Genomic DNA, 12,301 nt, shown 5'->3' with positions numbered 1-12,301 from the left:
CAGTTCTCATATACGCCTACCCTGCTGAGCAATCATCAGTTGTTCGTTTTGGTTGATCGATAGGTTAATCTCTCTACTTGAGGGGAGACTTCTGACTCCTCATTTTTCCGTACATATGTACCACCCTTGGGTTTTTAAGTATACGTAAGCGATGTCTCGTATTCTTATTGTAGGCCCTCGTCTTGAAATTGGGGGTACTGAACGCCATCTTGAGCAGATGATGCCTGCACTTCAACATCGAGGTATTGATATGCATTTGCATGTCATGGAACGCGGTGGACCTCTGGAAGAGCGTATCTCTTTGGCGGGTGTGACCATTGAAGGTGCCAAGCCAGGGCTTTCACGGATTACCAGAAGTTGGGATATAGTTCGAAAACTTGCTGTGCGCATCAAAAGATTAAAACCTGATCTGGTTCATATGTTCCTTCCTGAACCGACGTTACTTGGTTCCCTTGCAACGGAAATTTCCCAACAGCCTCGTCGAATTATTAGTCGTCGGTCACTCGCACATTATCGAAAGGCGTATGTTGGACTTAGTGCTCTTGAAATATTTTTCTATAAAAGAGCAAGTGCTTTGCTTGGGAATTCAAGAGCCGTCGTCCAGGAGTTACGGGCTGAATGTGACAATTCTTCGGATATTGGGCTTATTTCAAATGGAGTTTCAATACCTCCTATATGTGATGGAAGCGTGCGTGTTAGTCGGCGAGCCGAAATTGGGATACCTTCGAATACGTTAGCGATTGTGATCATCGCCAATCTCTTACCCTATAAAGGGCATGCGGATATGATGAAAGCGCTTGATTTGGTGAAGGACGTTCTTCCGGACCAGTGGAGATTAGTGTTGATTGGTCGTGATGAAGGATACGGTGTCAGACTTGATGAATTGATTAAGTCTTATCATCTTGCCAATCATGTCGTGTATCTTGGAGCACGTCACGATGCTGCAGACTTGGCCGCGGCTTGCGATATTGCTGTTCTGCCATCACATCAGGAAGGTTCATCAAATGCCTTGCTTGAAATGCTTGCTCGTGGATTGCCAACAGTTGCAACTGCAGTTGGTGGTAATCTTGAGGCAATCGAAAGTGGTGAGAACGGTCTCTTGGTTCCAGTTGCTGAGCCAGATCTTCTTGCGCAAGCGATTGTTTATTTAGTGAAAAATCCAGGGCTTGCTGCTAGCTTAGGAGAAGCTGCACGTCGTACTGCTGGTTCACGATATGACCTTGAAGAGATGATAAACCGGTATGAGCGGTTATATTGTAACTACGTAGACGTAGGCGTTGTTCCGATCCAGAAAATTATTGATGGCTAAGCCATGTTTCGTTATCCATGGTTAGGTAACGGCATTATGTGTAAAATCTCTTCCCGCGTTTATGGATTCAATTACTTGAGTCATCTCGAAAATTCTGGGGGTTGACGCTAAGTTGCTGTTTGACTCGGAATCGCATGCTTCTTACATGAAGTTAACGTATTGATTGAATGGATACGAGTCTGGTCGGCAATGACGCGTCCTAAATAATCCTTTCGCGTTCTGAAAATTGAGACGCTGTTTTCCATTTTAGTCATTCAATTGGGTAAAGGTTTCATCTAACAGTCCCTATGCTCTTCTCTTCTGAAGAAAACAGTGTTTCTAACTCAAGACTACTCATCATAGTTGGAATGGTCTTTTTCTTCTATTCATTGCTCGCTAGCCTTGCTATTCAACTGTATATTATTCCAAATATATTTCCTCAATTTGATCTTGGAGACGGGTTAATCATTTTCGATTCTTCTGGATTCAGTCAATTGGCCAAAGTTAAAGCCATTGAAATTAAGGAGGAGGGATGGGGAGCATGGGAGTTGCACCCACAAAGTCTTTCTCCGGCGGGAATTGCATCAATTTTTTATACACTCTGGACTCCTAAGCCTTTTAGCCTCTTGCCATTTAATGCGTTGATTCATGCCCTGAGCGCATGTGCCATTTTCTGGCTGTTGGGTCATTTATTTTCCAGTCGATCTGCCATTGTGGGAAGTATGTTATTCGTCATTAATCCTGCGGCCATGGAGTGGGTGGCACAAATTCACCGTGATGGAATATTTATCATGGGAAATCTGTTGGTGTTAGTCTGTGCGGTGCAGTTATATAAAGGATTAGAATTGTTCAATGTTAGGACAATGTCCTGGGGACTTCTGGGAGGGGTTCTCGGAACCTGGTTGGTGTGGGTCGCTAGACCTTATTGGGTTCCGGTTCTTTTGGTCTTTATGTTGTTTGGAATAGCATTTGTCAGCATTGTAATTTTTTTAACGCGAGATTTAAGACAAATTGGCCCAGTCCAGTTTTTATCATTTATTGTTTTTTCAATGAGCTGTGTGTTGTTTCAGGTATGGCTTATGAAACACTATGGCTACAATTTTACCAATCTTCCACCGGATGAATCCTTGATAAAGATAGAAGAACCACGGAATGGGTCGTATAGTGATAATAGAGATGATGCAAAGGATTGGGAAGTTACTGAAGCAAGTGCCAATGGGTTGATTTGGTCCTGGAAACGAACGTCGTGGCTTCCGTATGAAATTGAGGCCAAATTCTATCAAATGGCTAGAGCCAGGCAAGGGTTTTCATCGGCTGGCGGTAATACTGTTGTTGATACGAATGTGAGCCTAGATTCAGCTGGAGCTTTCTTCAATTATTTCCCAAGAGCACTTCAACTTGGTTTACTGAGTCCTTTACCTGAATTATGGCAAGGTGTTGGGAGTACACCAGCCATGACCTTGGCAAGAAAGATCACAGGAATCGTCACGTTAGTTTTCTATATGTGTCTCATGAGCGGACTAATAGGAATTATTTTATATAGACGAGTTCCACTGTTATGGATCATATTATTTTTTTCCCTCTTGGGTATTGTGGTGTTGGCTTATATCTGTCCAAATATTGGAACCTTACTTAGGCTGCGAGCAGGATTTTATATGCTATTCATAACCTTTGGCGCGGCGAACCTAGTGGAGATGGTGTCTGTGTGGTTGAGAAAAAGTCAGCGTAACAAAATTACTAATTACTAAATTGTTTCTATTCGATGTACAGACAAAAAAATCTTATGAAAAAGAAAGTGGAGAATGTCGATTATGATGTTGTGGCAGATTTTGGTGACGAGTGGAAGACCTTTGATCAGCGAGATCTTACGGATGCAGAACGGAAAGAGCAATTTGATGCCTATTTTTCCATTTTTCCTTGGGACCGAATTTCTACTGACGCTATAGGGTTTGATGCAGGTTGTGGGTCTGGAAGATGGGCAGTATTAGTTGCTTCACGAGTAGGTCGTCTACATTGTGTTGAACCGTCTTTGGCCATTAATGTTGCTAGAAGAAACCTAGAAAATTTTCCGAATTGTAGTTTTCATCAGAAGACGATAGACAGCATGCCATTGTCAGAAAATTCCATGGATTTCGGTTTTTCCTTAGGTGTCCTTCATCACATGCCTAACACCCAACAAGGTATTCGTGATTGTGTGGCTAAATTAAAGCCTGGCGCTCCTTTACTCTTATATTTGTATTATGCGTTTGATAATCAACCTGCCTGGTTTCGGTGGTTGTGGGCCATCAGCGACATAGGACGACGGCTTATTTCAAGACTACCTTATCGAGTAAAGTATTTCGTATCCCAACTGATCGCGATATTAGTCTATCTTCCCTTAGCAAGGACCGCTAATATTTTCAAGAAGCTGGGTTTCAATGTTCATAGCTGGCCCTTGAGTGTTTATTGGGACAAATCATTTTATACGATGCGAACGGATGCGTTAGACCGATTTGGTACGAAATTAGAGAAAAGATTTACGAAAGAGCAAATTCAAGTCATGATGGAACAAGCTGGTCTTGAGAATATTGAGTTTAGTCAGAATTCGCCATTTTGGTGTGCTGTAGGGTTTAAGCGCCATTCATGAACTTTGAGTTATTACCTGTCAAAGTCATCTTCATTTCGGAAAGCGAACACCTCGTCTTAGTTCTTCTTCACTACTCTCATTCAAAGTTTTGATCTTTTTCTATGTAAGTGGGTGTCATGAATGTGTGGAATAGTCGGCCGATTTAATTTTCATTCTCATGGTCCAGTGCCAGCTGACTTGATAAAGCGCATGGCGAAGCTGCTCGTGCATCGGGGTCCAGATGGAGAAGGTGTGTACACCGACGGGTCTGTGGGGTTTGGGCATCGTCGTTTGTCTGTAATCGATTTAACTCAAGCCGGGCATCAACCCATGATCAGTGCAGATGAAAGGTTGTGCCTAACATTCAATGGCGAGATCTATAACTTTCGCGAATTGCGAAAGGCTCTCGAAGGACGTGGTCATCAGTTTCGTTCCCAGAGTGATACGGAAGTCGTGCTGGTGGCGTATCGAGAGTATGGTGTGAAATGTGTTGAACATTTACGAGGGATGTTTGCATTTGCGATTTGGGATCGACAAGCACGGCGTCTGATGATTGCGCGTGATCGCGTTGGGAAGAAGCCACTTTACTATTACTTGGATAAGGATGGAATCGCCTTTGCCTCTGAACCCAAAGCGTTCTTAGCTGATCCTGGATTTAAATCCGCTCCAGCATTTGATGCAATCTCCCATTACCTCACCTATCAATATGTTCCAAGTCCGTGGTCGGCTTTTCAGGGAGTTCATAAACTTCCACCTGGTCATATGTTGATTGTCGAAAACGGTCAAATACGAACGGAACGCTATTGGCAATTATCCTATGCTCAAACATTTCGGGGATCTCAAGATGATGCGTCTCATGAATTGCTTCACAAACTTTCTGAGGCGACAAAATGCCGATTGATCAGCGATGTGCCTTTGGGCGCGTTTCTTAGCGGAGGAATAGATTCAAGTGTGATAGTCGGCCTCATGGCTCAATTAGGCAGCTCGCCCTTAAAAACATTTTCTATAGGGTTTAAGCAGGAGAAGTATAATGAGTTACTGTTTGCTCGAGCGGTCGCGGAACGATTTGGGACTGATCATCAGGAATTTGAGGTCAATCCAGAGCCTACGAAAATATTCCCTAAATTAATTTGGCACTATAATGAACCCTTTGCCGATTCATCGGCCATTCCCTCCATGTACTTAGCCGAGATGACACGACAGCATGTGACGGTGGCTTTGAATGGAGATGGGGGAGATGAAAATTTAGCTGGGTATGATCGCTATTGGGCTTCTCTGTTAAGTCATCGATACGATCGGTTGCCTGCGTTTCTAAGGAAAAGCATTGAACGGGCCGCATCGTATTTGCCGGAAGCCAAGGAGTCAAAGACATTAACGAGTCGGGTGAAACGGTTTGCCTCGGGTTTGGGACATTCGCCGTATCAACGATATCTGTCATGGATCATGCACTTTGATCAACCGTTAAAGACTGAGCTTTGCACAAAGGAATTCGTAGAGGCATCAGGCAGTCAGCAATCGACCGATTTGCTTGTTGATGTATTTGAACAATCACAAGCGCAAGATTTACTTAATAAAACATTGGATGTTGATGTCCAGACGTATTTGCCCAACGATTTACTTGTGAAAGTTGACGTGGCTACGATGGCGCATGGTCTGGAAGCTCGTTCTCCATTTCTTGATCACGAGGTGATGGAGTTTTGTGCAAGTTTGCCAGCAGCCATGAAGCTACATGGGTCTGTGAAAAAGTTTGTGTTAAAAAAAGCAGTCAATGATCTATTGCCGCCAGATATTTTAAACAGACCCAAAATGGGGTTCGGCGTACCGATTGATCATTGGTTGAGACATGAATTGCGCGAAATGGCCTATGATATCTTGCTCTCACCTCGTGCAACACAACGTGGATATTTTAACCGGGCCGTGGTTGAACGTTTGTTACACGAGCATGTAAACAGAGAGCGAGCATGGCACTATCAAATTTGGAATTTGCTCATGCTGGAATTGTGGTTTCGAATGTTTATCGATGGCGAGTGGACGATGCAGCATCAAGTAACATAAGAGGGAGGAGAGTGATAAGATATGCCAAGAATTTGCTTGTGATTATCAGTATCTTGTTGCCTGAAACGTATTATTTTACCTGACTTCCAGGTGCAGTATCTTCATTCATGGTCAGTAATCCCAAGACTTCCTTCCCTCCTGCCGCCAAGACCATCCCCTGAGATTCAACCCCCATCAGTTTAGCTGGCTTCAGATTGGCCACGACGACAATCGTCTGTCCGATTAATTGGTCAGGTTCGTATTTTTTGCCGATTCCCGCCACAATCTGTCTACGTTCACTGCCGAGGTCTACTTGAAGTTTTAACAGTTTATTTGATTTCGGTACTCGCTCGGCCTCAAGAACCTTTCCTACTTTTAGCTTGACCTTCATGAAGTCTTCAATGTCGATTTGCTCTTCAGCTATCTGATTTGCCTGATCTTTGTGTGCTTCTTCTTTGGTCCCTTCCTTAGATTTCCGTTTAACAGCTTCCACCTTCTGGTCCACGATGTCTTTCTCCTTGTTCCTTGTTGTTGCCTCAATTCGCGGGAACAGGGATTGTCCTTTTTGAACCGTTGTGCCGACTGGGAGTTCTCCCCATGTGATTTTCTGAGCGAGAAGCGAGTGAGAAAAGTTTAACGATAATCCTAACTGCTCATTCATGATATGGGCCGTAGATGGCATAACGGCGGCATTGGCGAGACATAAAAAGCGTAAGGCCTCAGCGGCATTGTACAAAACCGTCTGTAAACGTTCCTGTTTGGCTGGATCTTTTGCCAAGACCCACGGAGCCGTCTTATCAATATATTGATTGCCGAGTTGGACCAGTCCCCAAATGGCTTCCAATGTTCGATTAAATTCCAGGCGTTCAGGGTCCAGGTGGTGGGGAAGAGTCGTCTGAAGGAGAGTCTCGGCGGCAGTTTGTAGTTCTTGATCAAGTTCATCTTCGCTTGAACGGACCGGTGCAGGGACTTCTCCATTGGCAAAACGTTGGATTAACGTCACGGTTCGACTGAGCAGATTTCCCAAGCCGTTGGCGAGATCACTATTATTTCGACCAATGAGAGCCTCTTGAGAGTAGTCGCCATCTTGGCCAAATGGAACTTCGCGAAGAAGAAAATATCGAAAAGCGTCTACTCCGAATTCATCTACGATGACATTGGGGGCAACGACATTCCCCCGGCTTTTGGACATTTTTTCGCCATTGACCGTCCACCAGCCATGCGCAAAGATGGTGTGAGGTAGCGGAAGCTCAAGCGCCATGAGCATCGTGGACCAATAGACGGCATGAGTCGTCAGGATGTCTTTGCCCACCAGGTGAACCGTCGCGGGCCAATATCGATTCCTCGAAGGCGACGGTGGCAGATAGTCTAAGGCCGAAATGTAGTTCGTTAAGGCATCAAACCACACATAGGTCACATAGGCAGAATCAAATGGGAGTTCGATGCCCCATGAGAGTCGCGATTTTGGACGGGAAATGGAGAGATCTTCCAAGGGTTTTTCGAGAAACCCCAGTACTTCATTGCGACGTGAGGCTGGTCGAATAAACTCAGGATGATTTTGAATGTGGGCTTTAAGCCGGTCCTGATATTGACTCATTCGAAAGAAGTAATTGCTCTCGCTCAATTGCTCAATAGGACGTTTGCAGTCAGGGCAGAGCCCTCCTTCAACATCTTTCTCCGTCCAAAATCGTTCGTCGTATGTACAGTACCACCCAGTATATTCAGCTTGGTAAATAAGTCCCTTGTCATACAGGGTTTGTAGAAATTGTTGCACGACTGTTTGATGGTGTGAATCCGTGGTTCGAATGAACCCGTCATGACTCATCATGAGTGTTTCCCACAAGTTTTTGAATTGTGGAGTGAGCTGATCACAATGAACTTGTGGTGCAATATTGGCTTTGGCCGCGGCTTGTTGGACTTTCTGCCCATGTTCATCAAGCCCGGTAAGAAAAAAGACATCATCGCCTCGCAAGCGGTGGAATCTGGCCAGGACATCGGCGGCAATTGTCGTGTATGCATGTCCAATATGAGGGACATCATTTACGTAATAAATCGGAGTGGTGATATAAAATGGGTGTGTCATAATAAGAACAAGTGAGTGCGTGTGTTATCCCTATGGTTTCTGAGTCATGTCGGCTCAATTATTTGATTAAAGAGAATTGATATCCGTCGTGTATCTAGTCATGAAGGAGGAATTGCTTCCCGGAGTTGTAGGAAAAATTGCTCAAATCGTAATTGTGAGTTGAGGTTGCGTTGAAGCCCTTGCTCTAATTGATGCAGGGTATCGAGAAGACCCAAGATGTTCTGAGGGGATGTTCGCTGGGCCAATTCTCGTAATTTGGGAAGATGATCCTCATGGAACAGAAACTCTGTCGGTGCGTGAATGGTGACCAGGAGGATATCACGCAATCCAGTCCATAACCACAAGAGGGCTTCTGGTATATGCCCGGACTTGGATAAGGCCTCTGCAGCATCAAAGCTACCTGAGATGGAGGATTGGGAGTCTTCAAACAGTAAAGCGAAAAACTCATGTTGCTTGGCTTTGGTTGCGTCTAGGTCAATGTTCAGTGCTTCTCCTAGCCGTGCATTCGTGAGGAAGCTGATAAATCGTGCATCGGATTGTGAAAACCCTCGATGTTGCATAAGGTAGTCGATGGCTTGTTCCTGAGACGGCGGGGTAAAACGTACCGTGAGGCAGCGAGATTTCAGTGTCGTCAAAAGAGCCGATGGCCGGCTGGTGATGAGAAGGAATAGACAATGATCCGGAGGTTCTTCGAGTGTCTTGAGCAGGGCATTGGCCGCACCGATGGTGAGGCGGTCTGCATTGTCAATCAGGCAGATTTTTCTCGGCCCGAGGAGAGGGCGATAAATCATGTGATGCTCAATTTCCCGAACCCGTTCAATTTTGATTTGCGGATGCTGGCCTTGTCCTTCATCGGGTTGAATGAACAGCACGTCGGGGTGAATCTGTGCCATGATTTGTTGACAGGATCTGCATGTCTCACAGGCGTCTGGCGTTGACGCGTCGGCATAGGTATCACAATTCATGGCTTGAATACACTGTATGGCGGTCATGCGCTTGCCTATGGCCTCGTCTCCTATCAACAAGTAGGCGTGGGCAAGATGGTTCGATTGGATTGCGCTACGCAACCACGCGATAGGGGTTGTGTGGCCTATGATATCCTGGAAGGGCATGAATGAATGTAATCCGGGTTGAATCTCTGGTGATTGGAGAATGTGCTTATGTCTTCACGCGTGTTCTTTTTTGTAACAGGTTTATGACCTGGCGCTCAATCGCCTGAGCAATATTTTCGGGGCTTTCCCGTCCGTTAATAATGACAATGCGTTGAGGGTGTTGTGCTGCAATGGCCAGGAATCCCCGTCGTACACGGCCGTGAAATGCCTGGGATTCTCGATCGAGACGGTTTTGGTTTTTGGCACGTTTGCGCCGTGCAAGGCCTTCTTGAATTGGAAGATCAAATAAAAAGGTCAGGTCCGGCGTGAGTCCCTGAGTGATGAAATCATTAAAATAGGCAAGGACCTTCACGTCAAGTTTTCGTCCAAACCCTTGATACGCAAGGGTGGAGTCCGTAAACCGGTCACAGAGTACAATGGTGTTCTTCGCAAGAGCTGGAAGAATGTGATGCCGAATATGTTGAGAGCGGGCAGCGAGCACCAGAGCTGTTTCACATTCGGCTGTGATCGATTCCTGCTTGCCGGGAGCGAGGGTATTATTGAGGAGAAGCGCTCGGATTTTTTCGGCACAGGGTGTGCCGCCTGGCTCTCGCGTTTCGAGGACCGTGTGTCCCAGAGCGGTCAGTGTAGCCGCCAAATTGTGGCATTGCGTGGTTTTGCCTGAGCCTTCAATGCCTTCAAATGTGAGAAATAGCCCCGATCGTTTGCTCGATCGTCGCGTATGTGCTTTTTGGAGTGTCTGAGCCGTTCCCACGAAGAGATCCTAATCTAAGTTATTGAAAATCTCAAGAAAAGGCTTGCAGGGCCTAGACGATATTTGTAAGATGGCGTACGTCACATCTACTAGTAGGCATGCCAAATCCTATTATCCCTGTTCTGGAGTCAGGAGTTGAGCCTCGTTAGCTATGTCGCAGGCTTCGCTTAAGCGCTATTTTCTTACAGGCTTATTGGTTATCACACCGATTTGGGGGACGATTCTCGTCCTCAAGACGTTGTTTGTAACAGTCGACAGCATACTCGGGAATGTATTAGCCGATTTAGTGATACAGGAGTATTACTTTCCTGGGCTTGGCATTATCGCTCTACTCATCTTGATTTTTCTTGCAGGGATCTTAACGACCAATATTCTTGGTCGTAGAATTGTGAAGCGGTGGGAAGGGTTTTTAGACCGGGTCCCCATTGTCAGAGGGATTTACGCGACGCTCAAGTCTGTCATGGATATTCTTTCCTTTAAACAACGTGAAAAGTATGACAAGGTGGTCATGATTCAATTTCCGAAGGATGGAAACTACTGTTTGGCCTTTGTCACAGGTGAGACGCGAGATGAGGTTCAGCGTTTGGTCCCCGAAGCACTTATTCACGTTTTTGTCCCGACGTCTCCTAATCCCACATCCGGCTATTTCTTATTAGTCCCGGAACATGAAGTCCTTCCTGTCGACCTCGAGGTTGAGGAAGCCATGAAGTTAATTGTCTCCGGCGGCTTGTACTCCTCTGATCGTCACCCGAATGTTGATGACATGGTACGACGCAAAGCTCGCGAAACTGCGAGGCCTGACGTGAAGGTCAAGACTGGGTGAAAGGGGCGTCATCGAAAATCATGGAGGTTCTGGAGTCATGAGCACAGTTTCTGCCGTCATTATGGCTGCGGGACAAGGGACACGGATGAAATCCGCGATTCCCAAAGTCCTCCATCCCGTCGCAGGAAAACCCATGGTGTGGTACATGGCCGCCCTGGCCCGTCGTGTTGCGGACTCAGCCGTGGCGATTGTGATTGGACATGGTGCGGAGCAGGTACGGGACTACCTTCACCAAGAGGAATCAACGCTTGCGCCATTTTCTGTGGTTGTGCAGGCTCAGCAATTGGGGACAGGGCATGCGGTGCAACAAACTCGCTCGGTTGTCGTGGGCGATACGCAACCCGTTGCCAAGCACTGTCTGATTTTAAATGGTGATACGCCGTTACTGACCGAGGAAACCATACGCGCTTTGCTCAATGCGCATGAATCGAGTCAGTCAACCGTGACGATTTTAACAACGATATTGGACAATCCTCAGGGGTATGGCCGTGTGGTGCGCGGCTCAGAGAGCCAGGTACTCAGTATTGTTGAAGATCGTGATGCCACAGAAATGGAACAAGCCATTCAAGAAGTTAATGTCGGAACCTACGTGGTCAATACGAGCTTTCTCTTTGAGAGTCTCGACACCTTGAAACCTCAAAATGTTCAGGGAGAATATTATTTGACGGATATCGTTGGAATGGCTGTCTCTCAAAACCTTCGGGTTTCAGCATTAATGACGACCGACACGAATGAAACGATTGGGATTAATAATAGAGAGCATCTGGCCTTAGCCGAACGAGAAATGCGTCAGCGCGTGTGTCGGATGTGGATGCAGAATGGCGTCACATTAGTGGACCCAAGTCGAACGAGTATTGATGCGGATGTGGAGATTGGGAGAGATAGCGTGCTCTATCCAGAAGTCAGGTTGGAAGGTCGGACCGTGATTGGCGAATCCTGCGTTGTGCGCTCTCATACGAGAATCACCAACAGTACGTTAGGGAATCGCGTGACTATACAAGATTGCTGTGTCATCAATGAGTCGGAAATCGATCAGGAAGCCAGCGTGGGTCCGTTTGCTCACTTGCGACCTAAGGCCAAGATACGGGCTCGTGCCAAGGTGGGGAATTTTGTCGAGCTCAAACAGACCGAATTGGGTGAAGGTTCCAAGGCGAATCATTTGTCCTATCTTGGGAATACAGAGGTTGGACGAAACGTGAATATCGGAGCGGGCACGATTACGTGTAACTATGATGGGTACAAAAAGGAACAGACCATCATCGAAGATGATGTCTTCATTGGAAGTGACACCCAACTTATTGCGCCTGTCAGGGTCGGTCGTGGCGCCATCATTGCCGCCGGCACAACGGTGACGCAAGATGTTCCTCCTGAGGCATTGGGGATTTCTCGTCCTGTTCAACTGAATAAAGAGGGGGCGGCCAAGCGGAAACGCGATTTGCGTCATCTCAAGCCTTCCGGCTCAACGGGCGAAGCCTCAGGCCAAGGCCAGTAGAACGAAGCTCCTTCTTGATACTCAGGTGCTGTGTTGCTGCCATTCTTGTGATAAATGTTTCATTCTGTTGATCTCTGTGCTATAGATTTGCACAGTAACGACCGACATAA

General features: G+C 46.3%; 9 protein-coding genes. 6 read left to right on the top strand and 3 right to left on the bottom strand.

Going from position 1 to position 12,301, the window contains the following annotated elements:
• Window positions 1-151 precede the first annotated feature (151 nt).
• The 4 genes from ACWHX8_RS13255 (at window position 152) to asnB (ending at window position 5,948) form a co-directional block, all read left to right on the top strand.
• Window positions 152-1,309 carry a glycosyltransferase family 4 protein gene (locus ACWHX8_RS13255; RefSeq protein ID WP_447968603.1) on the top strand — a complete coding sequence of 386 codons (1,158 nt, stop codon included), beginning with the start codon at window positions 152-154 and terminating at the stop codon, window positions 1,307-1,309.
• Between the two features lie 287 nt (window positions 1,310-1,596).
• On the top strand, window positions 1,597-3,036 hold the full coding sequence (locus tag ACWHX8_RS13250; protein ID WP_447968602.1) for a hypothetical protein: 1,440 nt from the start codon (window positions 1,597-1,599) through the stop codon (window positions 3,034-3,036).
• Between the two features lie 35 nt (window positions 3,037-3,071).
• Window positions 3,072-3,914 carry a class I SAM-dependent methyltransferase gene (locus ACWHX8_RS13245; protein WP_447968601.1) on the top strand — a complete coding sequence of 281 codons (843 nt, stop codon included), beginning with the start codon at window positions 3,072-3,074 and terminating at the stop codon, window positions 3,912-3,914.
• A 120-nt stretch (window positions 3,915-4,034) separates the two neighbouring features.
• Window positions 4,035-5,948, top strand: a complete 1,914-nt coding sequence (gene asnB, locus ACWHX8_RS13240; RefSeq protein WP_447968600.1) for an asparagine synthase (glutamine-hydrolyzing) — start codon at window positions 4,035-4,037, stop codon at window positions 5,946-5,948.
• 70 nt (window positions 5,949-6,018) lie between these two features.
• Here the strand turns inward: asnB and metG are convergent, their stop codons facing one another.
• The 3 genes from metG to tmk form a co-directional block, all read right to left on the bottom strand.
• A complete protein-coding gene (gene metG / locus ACWHX8_RS13235; protein WP_447968599.1) occupies window positions 6,019-8,010 on the bottom strand; it encodes a methionine--tRNA ligase in 1,992 nt (663 codons plus the stop codon).
• 98 nt (window positions 8,011-8,108) lie between these two features.
• Complete coding sequence (gene holB, locus ACWHX8_RS13230) at window positions 8,109-9,122, bottom strand: DNA polymerase III subunit delta' (RefSeq protein ID WP_447968598.1); 1,014 nt, start codon at window positions 9,120-9,122, stop codon at window positions 8,109-8,111.
• 46 nt (window positions 9,123-9,168) lie between these two features.
• Window positions 9,169-9,876 carry a dTMP kinase gene (tmk, locus tag ACWHX8_RS13225; protein WP_447968597.1) on the bottom strand — a complete coding sequence of 236 codons (708 nt, stop codon included), beginning with the start codon at window positions 9,874-9,876 and terminating at the stop codon, window positions 9,169-9,171.
• A 151-nt stretch (window positions 9,877-10,027) separates the two neighbouring features.
• On the opposite strand from tmk, the gene ACWHX8_RS13220 reads away from it, so the two are divergent.
• Both ACWHX8_RS13220 and glmU read left to right on the top strand, forming a co-directional pair.
• Window positions 10,028-10,699 carry a DUF502 domain-containing protein gene (locus ACWHX8_RS13220; RefSeq protein WP_447968596.1) on the top strand — a complete coding sequence of 224 codons (672 nt, stop codon included), beginning with the start codon at window positions 10,028-10,030 and terminating at the stop codon, window positions 10,697-10,699.
• A 37-nt stretch (window positions 10,700-10,736) separates the two neighbouring features.
• Window positions 10,737-12,191: a bifunctional UDP-N-acetylglucosamine diphosphorylase/glucosamine-1-phosphate N-acetyltransferase GlmU gene (gene glmU, locus ACWHX8_RS13215; RefSeq protein ID WP_447968595.1), complete on the top strand. Its 1,455-nt coding sequence runs from the start codon at window positions 10,737-10,739 to the stop codon at window positions 12,189-12,191.
• The last annotated feature ends 110 nt before the right edge of the window (window positions 12,192-12,301 follow it).

Source organism: Nitrospira sp. M1 (assembly GCF_965152605.1).
This window is presented reverse-complemented; position numbering and strand designations above follow the sequence as displayed.

What these genes read in the sequence shown, in the direction of transcription:
- asnB (WP_447968600.1), top strand. Translation starts at nt 4,035, where the DNA reads ATGTGTGGAATAGTCGGCCGATTTAATTTTCATTCTCATGGTCCAGTG.
- ACWHX8_RS13255 (WP_447968603.1), top strand. Translation starts at nt 152, where the DNA reads ATGTCTCGTATTCTTATTGTAGGCCCTCGTCTTGAAATTGGGGGTACT.
- metG (WP_447968599.1), bottom strand. Translation starts at nt 8,010, where the DNA reads ATGACACACCCATTTTATATCACCACTCCGATTTATTACGTAAATGAT.
- ACWHX8_RS13250 (WP_447968602.1), top strand. Translation starts at nt 1,597, where the DNA reads ATGCTCTTCTCTTCTGAAGAAAACAGTGTTTCTAACTCAAGACTACTC.
- ACWHX8_RS13245 (WP_447968601.1), top strand. Translation starts at nt 3,072, where the DNA reads ATGAAAAAGAAAGTGGAGAATGTCGATTATGATGTTGTGGCAGATTTT.
- glmU (WP_447968595.1), top strand. Translation starts at nt 10,737, where the DNA reads ATGAGCACAGTTTCTGCCGTCATTATGGCTGCGGGACAAGGGACACGG.
- ACWHX8_RS13220 (WP_447968596.1), top strand. Translation starts at nt 10,028, where the DNA reads ATGTCGCAGGCTTCGCTTAAGCGCTATTTTCTTACAGGCTTATTGGTT.
- holB (WP_447968598.1), bottom strand. Translation starts at nt 9,122, where the DNA reads ATGCCCTTCCAGGATATCATAGGCCACACAACCCCTATCGCGTGGTTG.